This is a genomic window from Flintibacter muris (assembly GCF_943192995.1).
Lineage (GTDB): Bacteria > Bacillota > Clostridia > Oscillospirales > Oscillospiraceae > Lawsonibacter > Lawsonibacter muris.
This window is the reverse complement of the sequence record NZ_CALPCP010000022.1, coordinates 1-22,562: the sequence shown is the minus strand read 5'-3', so window position 1 is coordinate 22,562 and position 22,562 is coordinate 1. Positions and strand designations below refer to the sequence as shown.

23 protein-coding genes are annotated in these 22,562 nt (G+C 58.3%); 19 read left to right on the top strand and 4 right to left on the bottom strand.

Going from position 1 to position 22,562, the window contains the following annotated elements; all coding sequences use genetic code 11:
* The first annotated feature begins 114 nt into the window (after window positions 1-114).
* The 7 genes from prfA to NFS22_RS15150 all read left to right on the top strand — a co-directional run bounded on the left by prfA (window position 115) and on the right by NFS22_RS15150 (window position 6,342).
* Window positions 115-1,173: a peptide chain release factor 1 gene (gene prfA, locus NFS22_RS15180; RefSeq protein WP_251318557.1), complete on the top strand. Its 1,059-nt coding sequence runs from the start codon at window positions 115-117 to the stop codon at window positions 1,171-1,173.
* Window positions 1,174-1,191: 18 nt separating this feature from the next.
* On the top strand, window positions 1,192-1,449 hold the full coding sequence (locus tag NFS22_RS15175) for a hypothetical protein (RefSeq protein ID WP_251318556.1): 258 nt from the start codon (window positions 1,192-1,194) through the stop codon (window positions 1,447-1,449).
* Window positions 1,450-1,468: 19 nt separating this feature from the next.
* Window positions 1,469-2,122 (top strand): HAD family hydrolase, encoded by a 654-nt coding sequence (locus NFS22_RS15170; protein ID WP_251318555.1) that lies wholly within the window; start codon window positions 1,469-1,471, stop codon window positions 2,120-2,122.
* 279 nt (window positions 2,123-2,401) lie between these two features.
* Entirely contained in the window at window positions 2,402-3,490 is a 1,089-nt protein-coding gene (locus NFS22_RS15165) for an L-threonylcarbamoyladenylate synthase (protein WP_251318554.1), read from the top strand.
* A 92-nt stretch (window positions 3,491-3,582) separates the two neighbouring features.
* Window positions 3,583-4,323 (top strand): hypothetical protein, encoded by a 741-nt coding sequence (locus tag NFS22_RS15160; RefSeq protein WP_251318553.1) that lies wholly within the window; start codon window positions 3,583-3,585, stop codon window positions 4,321-4,323.
* Window positions 4,324-4,336: 13 nt separating this feature from the next.
* Complete coding sequence (coaE, locus tag NFS22_RS15155) at window positions 4,337-4,930, top strand: dephospho-CoA kinase (RefSeq protein ID WP_251318552.1); 594 nt, start codon at window positions 4,337-4,339, stop codon at window positions 4,928-4,930.
* Window positions 4,927-6,342, top strand: a complete 1,416-nt coding sequence (locus tag NFS22_RS15150) for an aminopeptidase (RefSeq protein ID WP_251318551.1) — start codon at window positions 4,927-4,929, stop codon at window positions 6,340-6,342. Before coaE ends, NFS22_RS15150 begins: the two co-directional genes overlap by 4 nt.
* 69 nt (window positions 6,343-6,411) lie before the next feature.
* Here the strand turns inward: NFS22_RS15150 and NFS22_RS15145 are convergent, their stop codons facing one another.
* Window positions 6,412-7,008, bottom strand: coding sequence for a helix-turn-helix domain-containing protein (locus NFS22_RS15145; protein WP_251318550.1), 597 nt, complete (start codon window positions 7,006-7,008; stop codon window positions 6,412-6,414).
* A gap of 213 nt (window positions 7,009-7,221) precedes the next feature.
* Between NFS22_RS15145 and NFS22_RS15140 the strand changes: the two genes are divergently transcribed.
* From NFS22_RS15140 to sigG, 11 genes are all read left to right on the top strand, one after another.
* The gene (locus tag NFS22_RS15140; RefSeq protein WP_251318549.1) at window positions 7,222-7,905 is read left to right on the top strand and encodes a ClpP family protease; all 684 of its coding nucleotides are present in this window, start codon (window positions 7,222-7,224) and stop codon (window positions 7,903-7,905) included.
* 235 nt (window positions 7,906-8,140) lie between these two features.
* Window positions 8,141-8,998, top strand: coding sequence for an undecaprenyl-diphosphate phosphatase (locus tag NFS22_RS15135; RefSeq protein ID WP_251318548.1), 858 nt, complete (start codon window positions 8,141-8,143; stop codon window positions 8,996-8,998).
* 54 nt (window positions 8,999-9,052) lie between these two features.
* Entirely contained in the window at window positions 9,053-11,875 is a 2,823-nt protein-coding gene (locus tag NFS22_RS15130; protein WP_251318547.1) for an FtsK/SpoIIIE family DNA translocase, read from the top strand.
* Window positions 11,875-12,378 (top strand): DUF6985 domain-containing protein, encoded by a 504-nt coding sequence (locus NFS22_RS15125; protein ID WP_251318546.1) that lies wholly within the window; start codon window positions 11,875-11,877, stop codon window positions 12,376-12,378. Before NFS22_RS15130 ends, NFS22_RS15125 begins: the two co-directional genes overlap by 1 nt.
* Before the next feature lie 29 nt (window positions 12,379-12,407).
* Entirely contained in the window at window positions 12,408-13,604 is a 1,197-nt protein-coding gene (locus NFS22_RS15120) for an MFS transporter (RefSeq protein ID WP_251318545.1), read from the top strand.
* Between the two features lie 102 nt (window positions 13,605-13,706).
* Window positions 13,707-13,958, top strand: a complete 252-nt coding sequence (locus NFS22_RS15115) for an IreB family regulatory phosphoprotein (RefSeq protein ID WP_277614784.1) — start codon at window positions 13,707-13,709, stop codon at window positions 13,956-13,958.
* A gap of 55 nt (window positions 13,959-14,013) precedes the next feature.
* On the top strand, window positions 14,014-14,568 hold the full coding sequence (locus tag NFS22_RS15110) for a DUF3795 domain-containing protein (RefSeq protein WP_251318544.1): 555 nt from the start codon (window positions 14,014-14,016) through the stop codon (window positions 14,566-14,568).
* A gap of 1 nt (window position 14,569) precedes the next feature.
* On the top strand, window positions 14,570-15,013 hold the full coding sequence (locus NFS22_RS15105) for a 2-thiouracil desulfurase family protein (RefSeq protein ID WP_251318543.1): 444 nt from the start codon (window positions 14,570-14,572) through the stop codon (window positions 15,011-15,013).
* A 12-nt stretch (window positions 15,014-15,025) separates the two neighbouring features.
* Complete coding sequence (locus NFS22_RS15100; RefSeq protein ID WP_251318542.1) at window positions 15,026-15,850, top strand: AraC family transcriptional regulator; 825 nt, start codon at window positions 15,026-15,028, stop codon at window positions 15,848-15,850.
* A 39-nt stretch (window positions 15,851-15,889) separates the two neighbouring features.
* On the top strand, window positions 15,890-16,354 hold the full coding sequence (locus NFS22_RS15095; RefSeq protein WP_251318541.1) for a VOC family protein: 465 nt from the start codon (window positions 15,890-15,892) through the stop codon (window positions 16,352-16,354).
* 128 nt (window positions 16,355-16,482) lie between these two features.
* A complete protein-coding gene (sigG, locus tag NFS22_RS15090) occupies window positions 16,483-17,253 on the top strand; it encodes an RNA polymerase sporulation sigma factor SigG (protein ID WP_251318540.1) in 771 nt (256 codons plus the stop codon).
* A gap of 242 nt (window positions 17,254-17,495) precedes the next feature.
* On the opposite strand, the gene NFS22_RS15085 is transcribed toward sigG, so the two are convergent.
* The 3 genes from NFS22_RS15085 to dinB form a co-directional block, all read right to left on the bottom strand.
* Window positions 17,496-18,278, bottom strand: coding sequence for a ZIP family metal transporter (locus NFS22_RS15085; RefSeq protein ID WP_251318539.1), 783 nt, complete (start codon window positions 18,276-18,278; stop codon window positions 17,496-17,498).
* 285 nt (window positions 18,279-18,563) lie between these two features.
* Window positions 18,564-19,592, bottom strand: a complete 1,029-nt coding sequence (locus NFS22_RS15080) for an inorganic phosphate transporter (RefSeq protein WP_251318538.1) — start codon at window positions 19,590-19,592, stop codon at window positions 18,564-18,566.
* A 111-nt stretch (window positions 19,593-19,703) separates the two neighbouring features.
* On the bottom strand, window positions 19,704-20,939 hold the full coding sequence (gene dinB, locus NFS22_RS15075; protein WP_251318537.1) for a DNA polymerase IV: 1,236 nt from the start codon (window positions 20,937-20,939) through the stop codon (window positions 19,704-19,706).
* A gap of 122 nt (window positions 20,940-21,061) precedes the next feature.
* Between dinB and NFS22_RS15070 the strand changes: the two genes are divergently transcribed.
* Window positions 21,062-21,952, top strand: a complete 891-nt coding sequence (locus NFS22_RS15070) for an SPL family radical SAM protein (protein ID WP_251318536.1) — start codon at window positions 21,062-21,064, stop codon at window positions 21,950-21,952.
* Window positions 21,953-22,562: the final 610 nt, after the last annotated feature.

Genomic DNA, 22,562 nt, shown 5'->3' with positions numbered 1-22,562 from the left:
GGCTTCGCCAAAATACAATCCTCCGCCCCAGTGTGCGCACTGGGGCACCTCCTTTCAAAAGGAGGCTTTTCCGCCTGCGGGCGGGACGAGAGAGCTTTACAAGGAGGGCTGTCCATGCTGGACAAGCTGAACGCCATTGAGGCGAAATACAGCCAGATTGAAGCCCGGCTGGGGGCGTCGGAGACTTACAACGATCCGGAGCTGGTGGCCCGGCTGAATAAGGAGCAGGCGGAGCTCCAGCCTCTGGTGGACGTCTACCGGGCCTACCGGCAGACCCTGGAGGCCCGGGATCAGGCTCAGGAGCTGATGGCCGACCCGGAGATGCGGGAGCTGGCCCAGGAGGAGTACCAGCAGGCGGTTACTGACCTGCCCCGGCTGGAGAAGGAGCTGCAAATTCTGCTTTTGCCCCGAGATCCTAACGACGGTAAAAATGTCATTGTGGAGATCCGCGCCGGGGTGGGCGGGGAGGAGGCCGCCCTGTTTGCCCACTCCCTGTACCGGATGTACTCCATGTATGCCGAGTCCAAGCGCTGGCACACCGTGGTGGATTCCGCCAGCGAGACAGAGCTGGGCGGCGTGAAAGAGATTGTTTTTACAGTCGAGGGGGAGGGCGCCTGGTCCCGGTTCAAGTTTGAAAGCGGAGTTCACCGGGTGCAGCGGGTGCCTGAAACGGAGTCGGGGGGCCGGGTCCACACCTCTACGGTGACAGTGGCCGTCCTGCCCGAGATGGAGACGGCGGACGTCCAGCTCAACCCGGCGGATATTGAGATGCAGGTGTTCCGCTCCTCCGGTGCGGGGGGACAGCACGTGAATAAAACATCCTCCGCCGTGCGCCTTATCCATAAGCCCACGGGGACGGTGGTGGAGTGCCAGCAGGAGCGCAGCCAGTTCCAGAACCGGGACAAGGCTATGCGCATTTTGGCCTCCCGGCTGTATGAGGCGGAGCAGGAGAAAATATCCTCCCAATATACCGCTGAGCGGCGCAGTCAGGTGGGCTCCGGCATGCGGAACGAGCGCATCCGCACCTACAATTTCCCCCAGGGCCGGGTGACTGACCACCGTATCGGTCTTACACTGTACAAAATTGACCAGGTGATGGACGGGACGCTGGACGAGATCATTGACGCCCTGGCCGCCGACCACCAGGCGGAGCTGCTCAAGGAGCAGAATTAAAACAAAGGAGCAATTTTTATGGAAATGTATATCCACTACAAATCCCTTCCCGAGGGAAAAGACCTCCACGACGTAATCGGGGAGCTGAACGAGGTGCTGGAGGACGTGGGCTCTGTCTGCGGCGGCGAGGCCGGGCGCATCGACCTGGACCTGGAGGACGAGCGGGCCAATCCCAAACACGCCCAGGTGGCGGTAAAGGCCTACCTCCAGCGGGCCCAGTTCCCCCGGGACACCACCGTGGAGATCGGCTGCATGGAGATCGGCGTGTACGAGTGAGTGATACAGGGGGATTTTCATGTATAAATATGTTGTTTTTGATTTAGACGGCACCATCCTGAATACCATTGACGACTTGGCGGACGCCGGCAACTGGGTGTGCCGCAATCACGGCTGGCCTACCCACTCGGTGGAGGAGTATAAACGCTACGTGGGCAACGGCATGGCCAAGCTGGCCGCCCGCTTTGCCCCGGAGGACTGGCGTACTCCAGAGGGAATCCAGGCCATACTGGATGAGTTTATGCCCTATTACAACGTCCACAAAGAGGACAAAACCGCCCCTTACCCCGGTATCCGGGCGCTGTTGGAGCGGCTGAAGGTGGCGGGGGTTTCCGTCGCGGTGCTGTCCAACAAGGCCCACAGCCTGGTGCCGGACATCATTGAGGGCTACTTCCCCAACATGTTTGACTTTACCCAGGGGGCTGTTGAGGGCGTACCCACCAAGCCCGACCCCACTTTGCTGCGCAGACTGATGGAGGAGATGGGGGCAGAGGCGGAAAACACCCTCTTTGTGGGGGACAGCAATGTGGATATCCGCACTGCCAAAAACGGCGGACTTACCAGCTGCGGGGTGCTCTGGGGCTTCCGGAGCCGGGCCGAGCTGGAGGAAGAGGGGGCCGTTCACCTGGCCGCAACCCCGGAGGAGCTGGGGGACCTGATTTTGGGACAATGAGGCATAAGATAACCAAAGCGGCGTTTTCAGCCGCCGCGTGGGCAGGGTGTTTGCTCCTGGCCTGGCTGGCATGGAATTGTTTCCAAACAGCCAGAGAGGCCAAGGAGCTCTGGCCCTATCTGATTTCAGAGACAAGTCCATATGCGGATTGTGTGATGTATACATTAGAGGACCAGCAGTTCAAATGGCACCTTGCCGGAGGACTGTATGCCATGGCTTCTCTGATTTTTCTGACATTTTGGCTTTGGCTGGGCCGAAGGCAGCAAGGAGGCGAAAGCCATGAAAACACGGCTTCTCGAACCGAATGAGATTGAAAAGGCCGCTGAGATCATCCGGGCCGGCGGTCTGGTGGGCATCCCCACCGAGACGGTATACGGCTTGGGGGCCAATGGGCTGAACCCTATGGCGGTCCAGTGCATTTTCCAGGCCAAGGGCCGTCCTCAGGACAACCCGCTGATTCTCCACATCCCAGAGGCCTCCTGGCTGGAGGTATACTGTGAGGACATCCCAGAGGCGGCCTGGCAGCTGGCCAGACGCTTTTGGCCTGGGCCGCTGACCATGATTCTCCGGTGCAAGAAGCGGACCGAGGCGGAGCTGAGAGAGCTGAAGAAGGGACCGGTCTGTTCTGCGACCCACTTCGGCCCGCGCCTGATTCCTGATGTGGTGACGGCTGGAATGGATACTGTGGGCATGCGGTGCCCAGCCCACTCCATGTGCCGGGCTGTGATTGAGGCGGCGGGGGTGCCCATTGCCGCCCCCTCCGGAAATATTTCGGGCCGGCCCAGTCCCACCACTGTCAAGCACATGGTGGATGACATGGACGGCAGAATCGACGCCATTCTGGACGGCGGCGACTGTCAGGTGGGGGTGGAGTCCACCATCATAGACCTGACCTGTACGCCGCCCCGCCTGCTCCGCCCCGGAGGGGTCCCGCTGGAGGAGCTGCTGGATGTGCTGGATGAGGTGGACCTGGACCCCTCTCTTGACCGTCCTTTGGAGGAGGGGGAGCGTCCCAGAGCCCCCGGTATGAAGTACCGCCACTACGCGCCCAAGGCTCCAGTCACCGTGGTTCGGGGGGAGTCCCAGCGCACTGCCCAGTATATTCTGGACCATATGACCGACAGCTACTGGGAGGGAGTAATCTGTTTTGATGAGTTTGCCCACTGGTTCCAGGACCACCCCGTGGAGCGGCTGGGGGGCTCACTGGACAGCTTTGAGCACGCCCGGCGGCTGTTTCGAGCCCTGCGGGCCATGGACGACAACGGGGTGAAGCATATCTGGGCCCAGTGTCCCGATACCGGCGGTATGGGGCTGGCGGTGGTCAACCGTTTGAGCAAGGCGGCGGGCTTCCATATTGTGGAGGCCTGACCAGTTATCCCCCAAAATGGACCGACTGTCCAAAACCCCTTGCGTGTCTTGCTCCCTTCCGCTATGCTGGGAGTACAGAAGGGGGTGGGAGTATGGAAAACATACTCTGTCTGATCTATTTAGTGGCACATACGGTGGCCGCGCTGCTGAGTGAGATTCTGGAATGCTGCGTTGTCTTGGCGGCGTATGACCTGGGCATGACAGCCTGGGGGTTGACGGCGCTGTGGCTGGCCCTGATAGTGTTGGACCTTTTGGGATGGATCTCTGTGCGGAAGCCGGAGTGGCGGATTCTGGCGGCGGCGCTGTTTCCTGTTCTGTGTGGGGCGATGGATGTGCTGTTCCGGTCAAAGGCCGGCCAGCCCCCGGCGGAGGTGAGTGCCCAGTTTTTGGCATTGCTCCTGTTGGCCGGGTACATCCTGCTGGCGAGAGAGCAGAATGACCAGCGGCCCGGCTGGGAGCAGGGACTGGCGCTGCTGGAGCGGGGGAGTGAGATCAATGTGTTCCTGCTCCTGTGGCCAGCTCTGCTGGGCGGGGGGATACTGTTTATGGGGACCATTGGAATTCTATTCTCCCTCATCATTGGCGGTTTGATCGCGGCAAGGAACAACCTGCTGGACTACAATGGCACGGTAGGCTTTCTGCTGGGACTGCTGGGCCTGTACCTGATACAGGCGGTGCTGTTCCTGCGTGCCTGGAGACTGACGGAAGAGGAGGACCGAGCCGAACCATGGTTTACCCTGCTGGTCCCGATTTGGAACCTGGTCCAGGCCCGGCGGCTGACCAACCGTCTGTGGAGACGGAAGTGGACAGCAGAGGGATACGACCACTTTTAAGAAAGGAATGGCTATGACGATTTTGGGCATTACCGGCCCCACCGGGGCGGGGAAGACCACCCTGCTGCGGGAGGTGGAGAAGCTGGGCGGCGCGGTCATTGACTGCGACGCGGTGTATCACGAATTGCTGGAAAGCGATCTTGCTTTACAGAATAGATTGGAACAGGAGTTTGGCCCGATCCGGGACGAAACAGGGGCCATTGACCGGAAAAAGCTGGGGGCGGTGGTCTTTCATGATTCAAAGAAGCTGGAGACCCTCAACGCCATTGCCTGGAAAGCGGTAGTATCCCAAACCCGGGAGCAGATTGAGACGTACCGGAAGCAAGGCAGAGGGCTGGTAGCTGTGGACGCTATTGCCCTGCTGGAGAGCCCTTTAAAAGAGTTATGTCAACTGTCAGTGGCTGTCCTGGCCCCACCCGAGGTCCGGGTGCGCCGCATCATGGCCCGGGAGGGCATTTCGGAGGACTACGCCTGGGCCAGAGTGAGAGCGCAAAAACCGGATGAGTATTTTTCCCAACACTGCGACCATACTTTAATCAATAACTGCCCCACGGCAGAGGAATTCTCCCAACAGGTGCGGGAATTTTTGAAGGAGGTTATCATATGAGCGAGGAAAAGAAGGAACAGACCAGGGGGGAGCAGCTGCGCCGTGCGCTGCTCTATGAGAAAAAGAACGGCTACGACCGGCTGATCGAGGGTGAGCTGGAGGCCATGGAGGCCTACTGTACCGGCTACAAGCAATTCCTGGACGCGGGCAAGACTGAGCGGGAGTGCGTGGACCGGACCATCACCCTGGCGGAGAAGGCCGGATTCCGGCCCTATGTCCGCGGGACGGAGCTGAAAGCGGGGGATAAGGTCTATCGGATTAACCGGGGCAAAGCCATCACCTTGGCAGTCATTGGGAAAAAATCCCTGGCCGAAGGGGCCAATATCGGCGCGGCACACATTGACTCCCCCCGCCTGGACCTGAAGCAGAATCCCCTTTACGAAACGGATGAGCTGGCCTACCTCAAGACCCACTACTACGGCGGTATCCGCAAGTACCAGTGGGTGACCATTCCCCTGGAGCTCCACGGGGTGGTGGCCCTGAAAAGCGGGCAGACGGTCCGGGTGTCAGTGGGCAACGGGCCTGACGACCCCTTGTTCACCATTGGCGACCTGCTGCCCCACCTGGGGGTGGAGCAGTCCAAAAAGCCCCTGGGGGAGGCGATCCCGGCGGAAAGCCTGAACATTCTGGTGGGCAGCCGTCCTCTGGAGGACGACGAGGGCAAGGAGCGGGTAAAGCTGGCCGCCCTGGAGCTGCTCAACCGGAAGTACGGCATTACCGAAGAGGATTTTATCTCCGCCGAGCTGTGCGCCGTCCCGGCCTTCAACGCCCGGGACATCGGCTTTGACCGCTCCCTTATTGGTTCCTATGGCCACGACGACCGGGTGTGCGCCTATGCCACCCTGACCGCCATTCTCCAGCTCAACGACCCGGAGTACACCGCCGTGTGTATGCTGGCCGACAAGGAGGAGATCGGCTCCGAGGGCGTCACTGGCATGAAGTCCGCCGCCTTTGACACCTTTATGGAGGACCTGTGCCAGGCCCAGGGCGTCCCTCTGCGGGTGTGTTTTGAAAAGTCCTTCTGCTTGTCCGCCGACGTAACGGCGGCCTACGACCCCAATTTTGCCGAAGTCTATGAAAAGCGCAACAGCGCCTTTGTCAACTATGGTATGGGCCTGTGCAAGTACACCGGGGCGCGGGGCAAGTCCGGGGCCTCCGACGCCTCCGCCGAGCTGGTGGCCAGGGTACGCCGCGTTCTGGACAGCGCCAATGTGGTCTGGCAGATGGCGGAGCTGGGCAAGGTAGACGCCGGCGGCGGCGGCACTGTGGCCGCCTATATGGCCCAGCGAAACATTGACACTCTGGACGCCGGGGTCCCCGTCCTGTCTATGCACGCCCCCTTTGAGACAGTGGGCAAGCTGGACTGCTATATGACCTTTAAGGGTATGAAGGCAATTTTTGAAATGATATAAAAGCCTCGCGAGAGAAGTCATAAGAACCCTGAAAGGCAGCAGGGCCCGCCAGCCGGCAGGCCCTGTGTTTTATTTCAATTTCTTCTCCAGCCGCCAGACCTTGACAGCCAAGACGATACAAGTAATCAGCAGGAGGAGGGGGATGCCGACCAGTAAAAACAGATCAAGGGGGAGAGAGTTTGTGGGGTGGGATGCGGTAATGATGGCGGTGGGACCGTCGGCGCCTCCGATAACACCGATTTCAGTAGCTCCGGAGGGGGCAAAGCTGTGAAGATATTTCCACAAAATGACTGTTTGAGTTATTTGGGGACAAAGCCAAACCAAACATAAGGCACAGACCGCCGTCAAGCACCAGCGGAATATTTTTAAGTACCGCCGGGCTGTGTTTTTTTCTGACTGCCCCATGGCCTGGGAGACCACCACCCCCGCCTCGGCCACGGTGAGAGTGTCCGCCTCCTGACGTTTCCCCTGCATCAGCTCCACCAGCGACACCCCCAGGGCTTGGGCCAGCGGCTCCAGTAATTTTACATCAGGAAATCCTTTGCCTGTCTCCCATTTTGAGACCGCCTTGTCGGTGACATTCAGCCGGTCGGCCAGCTCCTTCTGGGTCAGGCCCAGTTCCTTTCTCAGCTGGGCGATAAATGCCCCAAAGTGTTCGTTGTCCATAAAATCGCTCCTTTCATTGTCCCAAGTCTAGCGCAAGACGGCGAAAAAGGCAACCTACGAAAAGTAGAGCGTCAGTTTTGGTGTAAAAAACCTCCTTTCAGCGCAGACTATAGTAATCGTCAGAATTGCTGCCACTTGGTTCTGCGGGCGGCCACAGGCCGCCCCTGCAGAGCCGGTGTCAGCAAGTTTGAGTTCAAAAAGGAGGGAATATCCATGGATGAAGAGCAAAACCAGCTGCCCCAGGAGGGGGACATCCAGCCCATTATAGACCTGGGGTCCTCGCTCATCCGCACAGAGCGGGGGACCATCTATGTGCTGACTATTGTGGGACAGATTGAAGGCCACCAGCTTCTGCCTCCCACCAGCAAGAGCACCAAGTATGAGCACGTCCTGCCCCTGCTGGCCACCATCGAGGGCAGTGAGGAGGTGGACGGCCTGCTTATCCTGCTGAACAACGGCGGGGGAGACGTAGAGGCCGGGCTTGCCATCTCAGAGGTGATCGCCTCCATGTCCAAGCCCACCGTCTCGCTGGTGCTGGGGGGGAGCCATTCCATCGGGGTGCCGCTGGCGGTGTCGGCAAAAAAATCCTTCATTGCCCCATCGGCGGCTATGACTATCCATCCAGTGCGGCTGAACGGTCTGGTCATTGGCGTGCCCCAGACCTTCTACTATTTTGAGCGTATCCAGGAGCGGATCTTGCAGTTTGTAACAGCCAACAGCAATGTGAAGCGAGAAGCCTTTACAAAGCTGATGCTCCAGACCGGAGAGCTGGCCGCCGACGTGGGCAGCGTCATCTACGGCGAGGAGGCGGTGGAGCTGGGACTGATTGACCGTATCGGCGGACTGTCCGACGCTCTGAATTGCCTGCACGAGATGATTGAGGAGAACAAGAAGTAGAGGCGGACATTGGCTGCCTGAGACTGTCAAAAAAGCCTCCCTCAGTCACCGCCTGCGGCGGCGACAGCTCCCTCACGGAGGGAGCCAAGAAGGACGAACACGAGTTTTTTGACGCACAGAGGCGGTCAGCGGCCGCCTCTGTTAAAAATAAAATGCTGGTATTTTTCTCCGCCTTGTGCTAATATAGTAATTAGTGATTTTATGGGCATTTGTCCCATTGAGGGGGTACATAATTTTGACCTATTTTATGTCCGCCGTCCTGGGCTTTGTTCAGGGGGTGGCAGAATTTCTGCCCATCTCCAGCTCAGGGCACCTGACTCTGTTCCAGCACTTCTTTGGCATGCCTGAGCCCGATCAGCTGTTTAACGTCCTGCTCCACTTTGCCACCCTGCTGGCAGTGTGCGTGGTCTACTGGCGAGATATCTGGGAGATGATTGTAGAGTTCTTTTCCTTCTTTGGGGACCTGTTCTCCCACCGGTCTTACCGGGGCAATCCGCCTGAGGCCAGGAGGATGGTGCTGTTGATTATCGTAGGCACGCTGCCTCTGTTTTTGGTGCTGCCCATCCAGGACAAGGTGGAGGCCTTCGGCAATAACCCCTTCTTTGTGTGCGGGGCGCTGCTGGTTACCGGCTGTATCCTGTTCCTCTCTGATCAGATGGCCTCCGGGCGCAAGACGGTTCGGAATGCCACCCTGCTGGATGTACTGCTGGTAGGTGTGGCCCAGGGCTGCGCCACGATTCCGGGACTGTCCCGGTCTGGATGTACCATCTCCGCCGGTATGCTCCGGGGCTTTGACCGGAAATTTGCCGTTCGATACTCCTTTCTCATGTCTCTGCCCGCCGTGCTGGGGGCCACACTGCTGAAGGTGCTGGATGTGATGGAGCTGGAAGAGGGCGTTCCCATGGAGAACGTCCCAAAATATCTGCTGGGCATGGCGGTCGCTGCTGTGGTGGGTTATTTTTCCATCCGTCTGGTCCAGCTGCTGGCCAGCCGGGGCCGTTTCGGTGCTTTTGCCTTCTACTGCTGGGGGGCGGGTGCGCTGTTTATCCTGCTGAACATTATGAACTGGACCTTTGTCCCGGCGGCAGCATAAAAGGCTTCCCCTGAGGGGGGAAGCCTTAGGTAACCTGAAAGGAACGATTGACATATGGCAACACAAAAGAGAACAGGGGGAAGTGCGTCCGGCGGAGGGCGGACCTCCTCCCGAACTGGCAGCGGCAGCCGGTCCAAAAGCGGGACAAAGAGCCGTCAGCAGGCTGCGCAAAGGCCTGTCCGCCGGGAGGTGGGAGCGCTGGTCTGTTTGCTGCTGGCTGTTTTCTCCGCCTTGGGCTATTTTAACATGGAGGCTATTTTTATCAGCTGGTTCTGCTCCCTGCTGAAAGGACTGCTGGGTTACGGATTTTTGGTTACGCCTCCTGCGCTGCTGCTGGGGGCCTATATTCTGGGCTTTCACCGGGGCCGTCCCGTGCGGCTGAGGCTGGGCTGTGCCCTGGCACTGCCTCTGATCTTCTCCTGTTTGTTCCACGGGATGATGATCGAACCCATGGAGTGGGGGATGGCCCTTTGGGGAGAGCTGATGGAAAGTGGAAAGGCTTTACAGTCTGGAGGGGCGCTGGGCGGCATCATTGCCCAGAGCTTTGTGTCCCTGTTTACCGCGCTGGGGGCCACGATTGTCTTTGTCATCACCGGGGTCTTTGTGGGGCTGGCCGCCTTTGACCGTTCCATTGTGGACGTAGCCGACTGGGTCTTCAACCGCCCCGACTACGAACTGGAACCTGAGCCCGTCCGCCGCAGCCGCAGTGAGAGCCGGGGGAAGCGGGAGCGCTATGAGGAGCCGGTTCCGGCCCGTACTGTAGCCCGCTCCAACATTGATATTCCAATGGAGAACGGCCCCATTACGGAAAGAGAAGCCCCTCCGCCCAAGAAGCGGGGGTTTTTCAACCGCAGCCCTCGGGTGCCCACCCCCGACCAGCTGCTCCGTCCCCAGGAGGAGAAACCGGTGAAGGAGGAGGAAGTGGAGCCGGTGTTCCAGGAGGAGCCGGCGACCAAAGTGGTGGAAGTGGAATTTCCCACCATTTCCAAACCGGAGCCCATTACGCCGCCTTCGCTTGCGGTCCCGGCGGCTCCACTGGAGCTCCCTGTAGAAGTAATCCGTCCACAGCATACAAGCGTGGAGCCGGTGGAGACAAAAACAATTTTGGAGCCCATAGAGCAGGCGGCTGTCAGCCGTCCCAATATACCCTTGAAAGAGCCCCCCGCGCCGGTGCCGCCCCCCGTGTCTCCCGCTCCGGAGCCCGCCCTGACCAAAGTGACAGCCCAGGAGGCTGCCAGCGAGGCCGCCCAACTGGGAGCGGAGATCCAGCAGGCCATGAGCCAGGAGACGCCGCCCTATCAGTATCCGCCCCTGTCCCTCCTGCGGGAGAGCGCCGGGGAGATTGGCGGCGAGGCCCTGGGCGAGCTCAACGCCAACCGCCAGCGGCTGGGGGACACCATCCGTTCCTTTGGCATCAGCGCCAACATTATCAATGTGGTTCGGGGCCCCTCAGTTACCCGGTATGAGCTGGAGCTGGAGCAGGGGGTCAAGCTGAATAAGCTGACCAATCTGGCCGACGACATTGCCTTGGCCCTGGGAGCTGCCGGCGTGCGTATTGCCCCCATCCCAGACAAGATTTCCGTAGTGGGTATTGAGGTGCCCAACAAGGTGGTCTCCCCGGTGAGCATCCGCTCAGTAATCGGGTCCTCCGCCTTTGCCGCCAGCCGGTCTAACACCTCCTTCGCCGTGGGCAAGGACATCAGCGGCCAGGCTATTATCGGCGATATCGGCAAGCTGCCCCATCTGCTTATTGCCGGTACCACCGGTTCCGGCAAATCTGTGTGTACCAACACCATTATCACCTCTCTGCTCTACAAATCCACCCCGGAGGAGGTCCGCCTGATTATGGTGGACCCCAAAATGGTGGAGCTGGGCATTTATAACGGCATTCCCCACCTGCTGATCCCCGTGGTTACCGACCCTAAAAAGGCCGCCGGGGCTCTCCAGTGGGCCGTCACCGAGATGATGAAGCGCTACCGCACCTTTTCCGAAGTGGGTGTGCGCAAACTGGAGGAGTATAATGCCTACGCTGAGCGTACCGGAAGCGTGGACAAGATGCCATCCATTGTGGTGCTGATCGACGAGCTGGCCGATTTGATGCTGGTGGCCGCCAAAGAGGTGGAGGAGTCCATCTGCCGGGTGGCCCAGATGGGCCGCGCCGCCGGTATGCACCTGGTTATCGCCACCCAGCGGCCCTCCGCTGACGTGATTACCGGCCTGATGAAGGCTAATATCCCCTCCAGAATTGCCTTTGCCGTGGCCTCCGCTATGGAGTCCCGCATTATTTTGGACACCATGGGCGCAGAAAAGCTGGTGGGCCGGGGCGATATGCTCTTCGCTCCTCTGGGCAGCGGCAAGCCCACCCGGGTTCAGGGCTGTTTCATCTCTGACCCGGAGGTGGCCGCTGTGGTGAACTTTGTCAAGCAGAACAGCGGCGCCGCCCAGTATGACGACTCCGTCATGCAGGAGATTGAGCACAACGCCGCTGAGAAGGAGAAAGGGGCCAAAGGTGTGGGCGGCTCCGCACCCGAGGATGTGGACAGTGAGTATGACGAGCTGATCGATGCCGCCGCTGAGGTGGTGGTGGAAACGGGCCAGGCCTCTGTGTCCATGCTTCAGCGCCGGCTGAAGCTGGGCTACGCCCGGGCCGCCCGTCTGGTGGACCAGCTGGAGGAGAAGGGCATTGTTGGGCCCTTTGAGGGCAGCAAACCCCGTCAGCTGCTGATTACCAAAGAGCAGTGGCAGGAACTGAAATACCGCCAGGGCATCACTACCCCCGGCGACTCCTTCACACCCCCTGCCCCCGCGCCCGCAGAGGATACGCCCCCCTTTGACATGGAGGATGCCCTGGACCGGGCGGAGGAGGATACGCTGTGATGACAGATCAAGTATTTGGAGAACTGGACTTTGACGGTTTTTACTGGAATGGCCATATAAATCTGGACTTTTTCGGGGAGGAGAGACAGCTGAACCTGATAGTCGATTCCAGTTTCGGAGAGCAGACAGAGGTTTCGGAGTTGCAGCATGAAGCTTATCATTCTTTCCTGGAAAAATGGCCGGGTCTGCAGGAGGCTGTGATGCAGAAAGTCATCCGTTACTACAACGAGGAGGAGCGCTTCGCTTACGGCCCCGACGACCCGAAGGAGTTCGCCGCCTGGTGGCCCGAGATCGAGACGGTGGAGGAGATGTGCAAATGGGTAACCCTGGAGACGGTGGCGCTCCCGTCGGACGGCATTATGCGGAACGTTTACGATGGAAAACGCTGTCTCTACCTACTGTTCAGCCGAGACTGGGCCGAGGACCCGAATAATAACGGAGTGGGTATTCAGCTTTTAGACGAGGAGATCGCCGGGATCGGATATCAGAGCATCGCGTTTTAGGGAACCATAAAGGAGAGAGCGTACAAAACATGACCGAACAGAAGCGACAGTGGGCCGTAAAAATATTCCTGGCGGTGCTGGCTCTTACCGCGCTGGCCAACGGCCTGGGCAATAATATCCTGTCCAATTATTTTAATGAGGTTTTCCACATCAATTCTGTCCAGCGGGGATTTATCGAAATTCCCCGGGAGAGCCCTGGTATTCTGTGCATGGTGCTGGTGGCCGCTTTAGGCTTTCTGGGCAACCTGTGGCTGTCTGTTGCGGCCCAGGCCCTGGTGCTGGTGGGGTTTATTGTGATGGGCTGGATGTCCCCCAGCTATGGGGTGATGCTGGTATTTATGTTCATCCACTCCTTGGGTATGCACCTGTTTATGCCTCTCAACGACGCTGTCTCCATGGACCTGGCGGAGAAAGGGCAGGTGGGGGCCACCCTGGGCAGGTTCAAGGGGGTTACAACCCTGTTCAATATGGCGGCGGCGGTGATGGTGTTTTTTGGCTTCCGGACAGGCTTTTTCAGCTTTGGGACCAAAACCATTCTGCCCTTTGCCATTGGCGGAATTGCCACCGCTGGGGCAGTGGTTCTGCTGGCGGTGCTGGCCATGTCCATGCCCCCAAAGGACACCGTCAGGAACCACAAGCTGCTGTTTCGCAGGCGGTACATGCCCTACTATATGGTCACTCTGGCCTATGGCTGTCAAAAGCGGATCAAAATTGTCTTTGCCCCCTGGGTCATCATCAATTTGCTGGGGCAGGGGGCGGATACGGTGGCCCTGCTCACCATTGTGGTTCACTGTGCGGGTACGCTGGCCGCCCCGGTAATCGGGAAAATGCTGGATCAGCTGGGAGTAAAAAGGATGCTGTGGGCGGAGGCGGTCTATATCGCGGTTTCCTTCTCGGTGATGGGCCTGTTGGCCGGAATACTGGCCGCCGGTTCCTTCAACCTGGGAGACGGCCTGACCTGGCTGGTTTTTGCGGCCTATGTGCTGTGCGTCCTTTTTGAGCAGTTCAACATGGTCCACTCCTACATGATGCGCGCCATTGCTCTGGACCCCTCCGAAGTGACACGCACTCTGTCTGTGGGGCTGAGTGTGGATCACATCATGGCCATTATCGCCTCTCCCATTATGGGACTGATCTGGAATACCTGGGGCGTACAGTATGTGTTTTACCTGGCGGCCCTGTCGGCTCTGTTCCAGGTGTCCGCCGCCGCCATGACAGAGGGATAGAAATATTTCATTTGTATTAAATTTTTGCAAAGCTCTTTACATCGACAAAGTTTTGGAGTACACTATGCACAGAGCGAAACTGTTCGTATGGGAGGTGCTACTATGGAGGAGATGGACTTCACCCGCAGATTCAGTCTGGGCGACCAGCGGGATATGGAGATCAAGGCCATTTTGACTACAGTCTATCAGGCCTTGCAGGAGAAGGGATACAATCCGATCAACCAGATCGTGGGATATATCCTTTCCGAGGACCCCACCTATATCACCAACCATAACAACGCTCGGGCCCTCATCCGCAAGGTGGATCGGGATGAGCTGCTTCAAACTGTGGTCCGGTACTATCTGAACAACTGAGCCATATCATCAGCGGCCCGCCCACCGGCGGGCCGTTTTTTGTCAGGAGGGGACCATGAAAGGCTTTTGCAGAGAACATCCGCAGTTTTCTCAGTGCGGTTTGAACTGTCTGCTGTGTCCCATGCACCTGGGCGGGTACTGTCCAGGCTGTGGAGGAGGAACGGGCAACCAGAGCTGTGCCATTGCCCGGTGCGCATTGGAAAAGGGTGTGGGAGAGTTCTGCTCCCGGTGCGGGCAATTTCCCTGTGGGCGGTATGAGAAAAGGATGGAGTATGATTCCTTTATTCCCCACAGCCGGATGGTCCAGGATTTGGAACAGGCGGAGAAGCTGGGGCTTGAGGTTTACATAACCCAGCTGCAGGAGCGGCGGGCCATTCTGGACTGGCTGCTGGACGGCTGGAACGACGGAAGGCGGAAAAGCTTTTATAGTCTGGCTGTCTATCTGCTGGAGCTGGAAAGTTTGCGCCGTGGGGTTGAAGAGATAAAAGCGGCGGTTCCAACAGAAAGCCCTATAAAGCAAAGAGCCGCCGCCGCAGTTGAAATACTGAAAAAAGCGGCAAAAACTGAGGGAGTTGTCCTGAAACTAAAGAAAAAACCAAAGGAGAAGTAGTATGAACATTTTAGTCAGCCACTGCTTTTTGGGGGAGCCCTGCCGCTATGACGGGGCCAGCCGTCTGGACCGTCAAATTATTGAGCTGCACCGGGCGGGGCACAACCTGATCCCCGTCTGTCCCGAGGTGCTGGGGGGACTGGACGTCCCCCGTTCCCCGGCGGAAATTCAGCCCGACGGGCGGGTTTTGACCCAGGACGGCCAGGACGTCACCGCCGCCTACCGGGCCGGAGCGGAGCGGGCGGTGGCTATCGCCAGGGAAAAGGGCTGTACCGTGGCTATTTTAAAGGCCAGGTCCCCCTCATGCGGCTGTGGGGAAATCTATGACGGCACCTTCACCCATACTGTCAAAACGGGCTGGGGCGTGGCTGCCAGACTGCTGGACGAGGCCGGACTTGAGGTTATGGACGAGGAGCACATCCAGGCCAGCCTGTATAACCTCTGAGGAGGGAGCGCAGTGGCATTGACCTATCAGAACCGCCTGCAAAATCTGGCCGCGCAGACCTCTACCCATCTGTATCTCTGGCCCTCACCGCCTCTTCGGCCCTTTGTGGCCCACTATACACTGTGTCTGGGGGAGGGGACGTCCGCTCCCACCCAGGACTTTTTGCCGCTGACCATCTTTCCGGATGCCAGCGGTTGCTTGACCTTTACGCTAAAAGGCGGGGAGCTGGAGGGGCTGCTGTATGGCCCTTCCAGCCGGGCGGTGCGGGTGGACAACGACCTGGGGGTATGCCCGCTGCGCTTTTTTGTGGAGTTCCGCCCCGGCGGACTGTCCGCCTTTACGGCAATGCCCCTTTGGGAGCTGGCGGACCTGGTCATCCCTCTGGACCAGGGAGAGGGGGAGCTGGACCGGGTGGTCCAGGACTGCTGGCAGCGCAGAGAAGACCTGGACGGGTTTGTGGAGGCGGTGGACAGGGAACTCCAGGCCCGGCTGAGGGGCAGCGCCTCGTTTTCCAAGCTGCTGGCCCGGTATATGGCGGATAGACAGAGCCCGGAGTCGCTAGCGGGCGAGACCGGATACAGCTCCCGGCACCTGACCCGGCTCTTTCGGGAGCGGTGCGGGCTGTCACCCAAGGGGCTGCAGCGTATTTTGCGGGTCAATACCGCCGCCCGGCTGATGCGAAAACCGGGAGAGGTCTCACTAACCCATCTGGCCCAGGAGCTGGGTTATTTCGATCAGGCCCACTTTATTCACGACTTCCGCTCCGTGTGCGGCGTGACGCCGGGGACCTACCGGGCGGAGTTGTCCGATTTTTACAATGAACCGCTGAAATTTTAGGGTATCCTGTTTTCATCTGAAAAAAGGAGGTATTCTGTTATGAAATACTGTTCATCCCTGTTTGCGGTGCGGTCTATTGAGGAGGCAAAGACTTTCTATCAGGAAGTTTTGGGACAGAAAATTATTCTGGACCATGGGACTAATGTGACCTTTGAGGGGGGCTTCGCCCTCCAGGAGGGGTTTGCCGGACTGGTGGGCTTTCCGGAGGACAACGTCCGGTGGAAGCCCTGGAACGGAGAGCTCTACTTTGAGACCGAGGATCTGGACGCCGACGCTGCCAGGGTGAAGGAGTCGGGGGTGGAGCTGGTCCACGACGTGAAAGAGTACCCCTGGGGACAGCGGGTGCTCCGGTTCTTCGACCTGGACGGCAACCTGATTGAGATCGGCGAATCCATGCGCTCGGTGGGCCTGCGCTATGTGGCCCAGGGCATGAGTGATGAGGAAGTGGCCCGGCGGACCCAGCATCCTGTTGAGCTGGTGCGGCTGTGGAAAAGCGGTCAGTGACTGAAAAGCCGGAAAAATCCATCGAAAACAGTCCAACGATAAAAAATTTAGAGGCAGCAAAAGCCGTATGAAAGACCTCCCACCGGAGATACTGGAATTATCAGTAATCCGGGCGGGAGGTCTTTATCATGCAGCACAAAGTAGAGATATGCGGGGTGAACACCGCCAAGCTGAAGGTGCTGAAAAGCAGCGAGATGCAGGAACTGCTTCTCCGGACCAAGGCGGGGGACATGCAGGCGCGGGAGGAGCTGATCGCCGGCAACCTGCGCCTGGTGCTGTCGGTCATCCAGCGCTTTGCCAACCGGGGCGAGAACGCCGACGACCTGTTTCAGGTGGGGTGTATCGGCTTAATCAAGGCCATTGACAATTTCAACACCGATTTGGACGTAAAATTTTCTACCTACGGTGTACCCATGATTGTGGGGGAGATCCGACGTTACCTCCGGGACAACAGTACCATGCGGGTGTCCCGGGCCATGCGGGATACGGCCTACAAGGTCCTCCAGGCCAAGGAGGCCTACATGGCCCAGCACCAGCGGGAACCCAGCATTGAGGAGATTGCCAAAATTCTGGACCTCAAGCGGGAGGACGTAGTCTTTTCCCTGGACGCCATTCTGGAGCCGGTATCCCTCTATGAGCCGGTGTACTCCGACAGCGGGGATACCATCTGCGTCATGGACCAGGTGAAGGACAACAAGAACAACGATGAAATGTGGGTGGAGCGTATTGCCTTGAAGGAGGCGGTGGGCCACCTCACCCAGCGGGAACGAAAAATTCTTGCCATGCGTTTTTTTCAAGGTAAGACCCAGATGGAGGTGTCCGCCGAAATCGGCATCTCCCAAGCCCAAGTATCCCGGCTGGAGAAGAACGCACTGCGGCAGATTCGTAAAGAGATGTAAAGGGGTTACCAGTACCCTTTTAGCAACTGACTGAACAGGTGAGAAAAAAGCCTCCCTCTTTGAGGAAAGTGGCACGGCGAAGCCGTGACGGAGGGAGTTTTCACGGGAAAAGTTGTAAAATTCCTTCATGTTACTCCCTTAGTCACCGCCTGCGGCGGCGACAGCTCCCTACCTGAGGGAGCCTAAAAGGATGAGCACGAGTTTTTTGACACACAAAAGGCCGCCCGAAGGGCGGCCTTTTGTCAACCTAATGCCACATCCAGAATCATCATAAGCAGAAAGCCCGCCATCACGCCCAGGGTGCCGGAGTGGCCGCCCTGGGAGAGGTTGGCCTCGGGAATCAATTCCTCCACCACCACATACAGCATGGCTCCAGCGGCAAAGGACAGCAGCCAGGGGAGAACCAGCTGGACTGTTCCGGCTACCAGCACAGTGAGCAAAGCAAAAATGGGCTCCACAATCCCGGAGGCGGCCCCAATGAGGAACGCCTTTCCCTTGCTCATCCCCTCCTGATACAAGGGCAGGGAGATGGCCGCGCCCTCGGGGAAGTTCTGGATGCCGATTCCAATGGCCAGAGCGGTGGAGGCGGTGAGCAGGGCGGCGTCCCCGCTCTGGGCTGCCAGGGCGAAGGAGACGCCCACTGCCATGCCCTCAGGGATGTTGTGGAGGGTAACTGCCAGCACCAGCAGCGCCGTACGGCTGGGAGAGGCCCCCCGGTGGAAGGACTCCGGCCCGAAGTGGGGGAGAAGAAAGTCCATCAGCAGCAAAAAAACGATACCAAGAATGGAGCCCCCAGCGGCGGGCAGCCAGCCTGCCATGCCCAGCTCCTCGGCCTTCTCGATGGCGGGAATAAGCAGCGACCACATGCTGGCGGCGATCATCACCCCGGCAGCAAAGCCCAGCATCACCCGGTGGAGGGTGAGAGAATTTTTCTTGCGGAACAAAAAGACCACAGCGGCCCCAGCGGCGGTGAGCAGGGCAGTAAAGCCTGTGCCCCCGGCGGCCCAAGTAAGTGCCTGTAACACGATGTAAGAACCCTTTCTGGAAGATTCGCAGGCGGGTTACCTGTACGGTTGCTTCCAGAATAGACTATGCGCAGGAGAACTTGGGGGTGCCTCTCTGCGTTAATGCCCCTTTGTCAAGGCAGTCCTAATGCGCATTTTATAGTAATCATCAGGATATTGGTGTGCTCTGTAGGGGCGGCCTGCGGCCGCCCGCTTGTATAGGAAAGGCCATCTCTTTTGCGGACGGCCACAGGCCACCCCTAGGTAAAATCTGCGAAAGGGACACTCCCGTTTGCGGAAGAGATATTATATTGCCAAAAATACTTTTGCCGTCCAATACCCAATGGTCATGCACCCGGGGAAGGTGAGCAGCCAGGCCAGGGCAATCTTGTCGGCGACGTGCCAGTCCGGACGGGAATTTCCGGCGGACCCCACCCCCAGGAGGGCGGAGGTGCGGGTATGGGTGGTGGAGACAGGCAATCCAAAAAGAGTGGCCCCCAGCAGGCAGGCAATGTTGCCCAGATCGGCGGCCAGGCCCTCCCGGGGACCCAGAGTTACCATGTCCCGGCCTACGGTGTCAATAATCTTTTTGCCCCCCATCAGAGTGCCCAGGGCCATAAAAACAGCGCACAGGGCCATCAGCCATAGGGGGATCAGAAAGGTACCCTCATCCGTCCGGCCCTGGGCCAGGGCGGTCCCAAGAAGAAAGACGCCAATAAACTTCTGTCCGTCCTGCGCACCGTGAAGAAAGGAGGCTGCCGCCGCTCCGGGAAGCTGCGCCAGAAGAAGTGTATGGTCAGATAGCTTTACAGAGCTCAGACGGCAGTAGACGGTCCGTCCCGCCCAAAATCCGGCGGCAGAGGACAAAATAAGCCCCAGTCCCACCTTGGCCCAGCAGTCCCAGCGGATGCAGGAGAAGGAGCCCTCCAGCGCCACTGCCGCCCCGGAAATACCAGCCACCAGGGCGTGGCTCTCACTGGTGGGAATGCCGAACATCCACGCCAGCCACGCCCAAAGGACAATCGCCGCCATGGCCGCACACAGGGCGGTAAGGGCGGCTCTGGGTCCGCCGCCGAAGAAGGCGATAGAGTAGACAGTCTCCGCCACCGAGGTATTCACCGAAGTGACGCACAGCACCCCTAAAAAGTTGCATACTGCCGCCAGCACTACCGCTGGCCGAAAGGGGAGGGCACCCGTCACCACCGCCCCGGCAATGGCGTTGGGCGCGTCTGTCCAGCCGTTGACCAGCAGAACGGCTAAAGTCAGCAAAACAGTACCAGACAGAGCGGGATTCTCACTTAATTGACCTAAAAAATCAAAAAAAGACAGGGGCATGGACAACACCTCCATGCCCCAGATTATGCGGCTGTCTTCTTCGCTTATGCTCTCTTTTTCCACTGCGCTTGTAAAAGAGTTTCTCCCTTTTTACAAAAAGGGAAGCCGTCATCACATTCCTCCACCTGGCGGCGGGGCGTGATGTTCCTGTTTAGGGTCTCGAGGGGTGGAGGCGGGGGCAATAGCTCCAGGGCCGTACTTGGCCCGGATGGCATCCAAGGTGCCCTCCAGCTTCTCCAGGCGGCGGCGTTTCTCATCCTGAGCGGTGGAGAAGAGGTCCAGCTGAGCCCCCGCCTCCTCAGAGGGAATCAAATAAATGGCCGTTACTGTGAGCGCTCGAACTGGATTAGACATGTTCCAGCAGCTGTCCGCCAATTCCACTGCTGCCTGAGTCAATTCCCGGGCCAGATCGGTGGGCGGGTCCAGCCGGGTTTGCCGGCTGATGTCCCGAAACTCGGGGCTTCGTATGGCAAGGGATATTCCTTGACACTTCATGCAGTGCTTGCGAAGGCGGACCGCCACCTGGTCAGCCAGCTGGGCAATACCCGCCTTGATCTCGTCCCGGCCCTGGAGATTTTTGGGAAAGGTGTAGCCGTTGCCCACTGACTTTGGAGGGGTGTACTGGTTGGCGGGAGCTACAGGAGATTTGTCCGCGCCGCTGGCGAAATCGTGGAGCTGTGCGCCGTTTTTCCCCAAAAGATCAAAAAGATGTTCCCTGTCAAAGACAGCCAGATCGCCAATGGTGCGGATACCGAATTTTTCAAAGGTCTGAGCCGCTGCCCGGCCCACATAGAGCAGATCGGTGACAGGGAGGGGCCAGACAATTTCAGGAAAATTTTCCCTGGTAATGAGGGTGGTGGCGTCCGGTTTTTTGTAGTCGCTGCCCAACTTGGCAAAGACCTTGTTGAAGGATACCCCCACTGAGATAGTCAGGCCAAAACGGCTGCGAATTTCGTCCCGCAGCTGGTTGGCCAGAGCCACCGCGTCCCCGCCGAAGAGGTGAAGGGTGCCGGTGACATCCAGCCAGCTCTCGTCAATCCCGAAGGGCTCCACCAGATCGGTGAACTCCTGATACAGGGCGTTGACCTTTTTGGAGTACTCCTGATAAACTCCATGGTGGGCAGGGAGGAGGACAAGATTAGGGCATTTCCGCTTGGCCTGCCAGATGGTCTCGGCGGTCTTTACCTGGAAGGCCTTGGCAGGCTCGTTCTTGGCCAGAATGATCCCATGCCGGCTGGCCGGGTCTCCGCACACCGCCACCGGAAGATGACGCAGCTCCGGATGGGACAGCAGCTCCACCGAGGCATAAAAGCTGTTCAAATCGCAATGGAAAATGACCCGGTCCACCGCTCGCACCTCCTAATCAACAGGTTTATTATATAACGGCGAACCAGAAAAGTCAAACTTTTGTTCTATTTTTCTTGACACCCTTGGCTGTTGCTGGTAAAATTGGGGAGAGGTGAGGTAATATGGACTATATTCCCGCTAAACACTTGCTCCACCGGAATAAATCGACGGAGTGGTTCGGTACCGACCACACCATGAACCTGTACCGGGGCTGCTGCCACGGCTGCCTGTACTGTGACAGCCGAAGTTCCTGCTATCAGAACCCGGATTTTGACCGTGTGACAGCTAAGGCGGACGCTCTGCGTATTCTACGGGACGACCTGGCCCGGAAAGCAAAGCCTGCCTTTATTACTATGGGCTCCATGAGTGATCCCTACAATCCCTTTGAACGGGAGCTCCAGCTCACCCGCCATGCCTTGGAGCTCATCGACGCCTACCAGTGCGGCGTGGCCGTAGCCACCAAAAGCGGCTTGATTGCCCGGGATATCGATCTGTACCAGTCCATTCAGGAGCATTCTCCAGTAATCTGTAAGCTGACCGTTACCACCACCGACGACGTCTTGGCCGCAAAGCTGGAACCTCACGCGCCTCCGCCCAGCCAGAGGCTGGAGGCACTGGAACAGCTGTCCAGAGCGGGCGTGTTTGCCGGAGTGCTCCTCATGCCTGTGCTGCCCTTTGTGGAAGATTTTCGGGAAAATGTACTATCTGTGGTGGACTGCGCCGCCCGGGCAGGGGCAAAGTTTGTCTACGCTGCCTTTGGTGTTACCATGCGGGATGGCCAGCGAGACTACTTTCTCAGTGGCCTGGACCGAGCCTTTCCTGAACAGGGGTTAGGGGAGCGGTACCGGAAACGGTATGGAACCCGCTACTACTGTCCCAGCCCCCAGACCAGAGAACTGTGGGAGTTATTCTCCAGGCGGTGCCTGGAACTAGGAGTGCTGTATGAGATGCGCCATATCATCTCCGCCGCTACCCGAAGTTATAAGGACCGGCAGCTGAGTTTCTTTGACTAGTAGTCTGCCAAGTCAGGAATTAGAAGATAACAGGATATAGCTTTCTGAGCTTGCATCTGGTATCATTAGAGGAGAATCTCCAACGGACAGCGGAACAATTGAATTTCTGTTCAGAACCTATATGTTGATCTGCCAGTGCATCTTATCAGGAGTATAGTGGATATCCAACCGCTATATGATCCACCTGGCCTGAGTAGGTTCAAATGTATATCTATCCAGACAACTTGAGAGCGAAAGCCAAGCTTGGCTGTGGGAACCGAAGGATGTGGTCGTGATCGGGGTCGGCTTTTTGCTCTCTGTCCTAGCGCTGGCGCAGGGGCTTGGAATACTACTGCTGATCGGTACTGTGCTGTACACCTTTCTTTCTGGTGTATCAAGGGCTTTCGGCCTTGCTTTCTGCGTCTGTGCGCTTTTTTGTGCGCTTTTCGCTTTTTTGCGGCCCTCTGACTTTTCCTGCCCTCCTGCCGGTTCTCATAGAGCCGACATTCTTCCATAACAGCGGCAATCTCGTCCGGCACTTCCACAAATGTGTCCCTAGTACTCTACCAAGTTAGGAATTAGAAGATGATAGGGTATAGTTTTCTGAGTTTGCACCTGGCGTCATCAGAGG

What these genes read in the sequence shown, in the direction of transcription:
- NFS22_RS15095 (WP_251318541.1), top strand. Translation starts at nt 15,890, where the DNA reads ATGAAATACTGTTCATCCCTGTTTGCGGTGCGGTCTATTGAGGAGGCA.
- NFS22_RS15120 (WP_251318545.1), top strand. Translation starts at nt 12,408, where the DNA reads ATGACCGAACAGAAGCGACAGTGGGCCGTAAAAATATTCCTGGCGGTG.
- sigG (WP_251318540.1), top strand. Translation starts at nt 16,483, where the DNA reads ATGCAGCACAAAGTAGAGATATGCGGGGTGAACACCGCCAAGCTGAAG.
- NFS22_RS15175 (WP_251318556.1), top strand. Translation starts at nt 1,192, where the DNA reads ATGGAAATGTATATCCACTACAAATCCCTTCCCGAGGGAAAAGACCTC.
- NFS22_RS15080 (WP_251318538.1), bottom strand. Translation starts at nt 19,592, where the DNA reads ATGCCCCTGTCTTTTTTTGATTTTTTAGGTCAATTAAGTGAGAATCCC.
- NFS22_RS15145 (WP_251318550.1), bottom strand. Translation starts at nt 7,008, where the DNA reads ATGGACAACGAACACTTTGGGGCATTTATCGCCCAGCTGAGAAAGGAA.
- NFS22_RS15170 (WP_251318555.1), top strand. Translation starts at nt 1,469, where the DNA reads ATGTATAAATATGTTGTTTTTGATTTAGACGGCACCATCCTGAATACC.
- prfA (WP_251318557.1), top strand. Translation starts at nt 115, where the DNA reads ATGCTGGACAAGCTGAACGCCATTGAGGCGAAATACAGCCAGATTGAA.
- NFS22_RS15115 (WP_277614784.1), top strand. Translation starts at nt 13,707, where the DNA reads ATGGAGGAGATGGACTTCACCCGCAGATTCAGTCTGGGCGACCAGCGG.
- NFS22_RS15165 (WP_251318554.1), top strand. Translation starts at nt 2,402, where the DNA reads ATGAAAACACGGCTTCTCGAACCGAATGAGATTGAAAAGGCCGCTGAG.
- NFS22_RS15105 (WP_251318543.1), top strand. Translation starts at nt 14,570, where the DNA reads ATGAACATTTTAGTCAGCCACTGCTTTTTGGGGGAGCCCTGCCGCTAT.
- NFS22_RS15140 (WP_251318549.1), top strand. Translation starts at nt 7,222, where the DNA reads ATGGATGAAGAGCAAAACCAGCTGCCCCAGGAGGGGGACATCCAGCCC.
- NFS22_RS15070 (WP_251318536.1), top strand. Translation starts at nt 21,062, where the DNA reads ATGGACTATATTCCCGCTAAACACTTGCTCCACCGGAATAAATCGACG.
- NFS22_RS15110 (WP_251318544.1), top strand. Translation starts at nt 14,014, where the DNA reads ATGAAAGGCTTTTGCAGAGAACATCCGCAGTTTTCTCAGTGCGGTTTG.
- coaE (WP_251318552.1), top strand. Translation starts at nt 4,337, where the DNA reads ATGACGATTTTGGGCATTACCGGCCCCACCGGGGCGGGGAAGACCACC.
- NFS22_RS15160 (WP_251318553.1), top strand. Translation starts at nt 3,583, where the DNA reads ATGGAAAACATACTCTGTCTGATCTATTTAGTGGCACATACGGTGGCC.
- NFS22_RS15125 (WP_251318546.1), top strand. Translation starts at nt 11,875, where the DNA reads ATGACAGATCAAGTATTTGGAGAACTGGACTTTGACGGTTTTTACTGG.
- NFS22_RS15130 (WP_251318547.1), top strand. Translation starts at nt 9,053, where the DNA reads ATGGCAACACAAAAGAGAACAGGGGGAAGTGCGTCCGGCGGAGGGCGG.
- NFS22_RS15150 (WP_251318551.1), top strand. Translation starts at nt 4,927, where the DNA reads ATGAGCGAGGAAAAGAAGGAACAGACCAGGGGGGAGCAGCTGCGCCGT.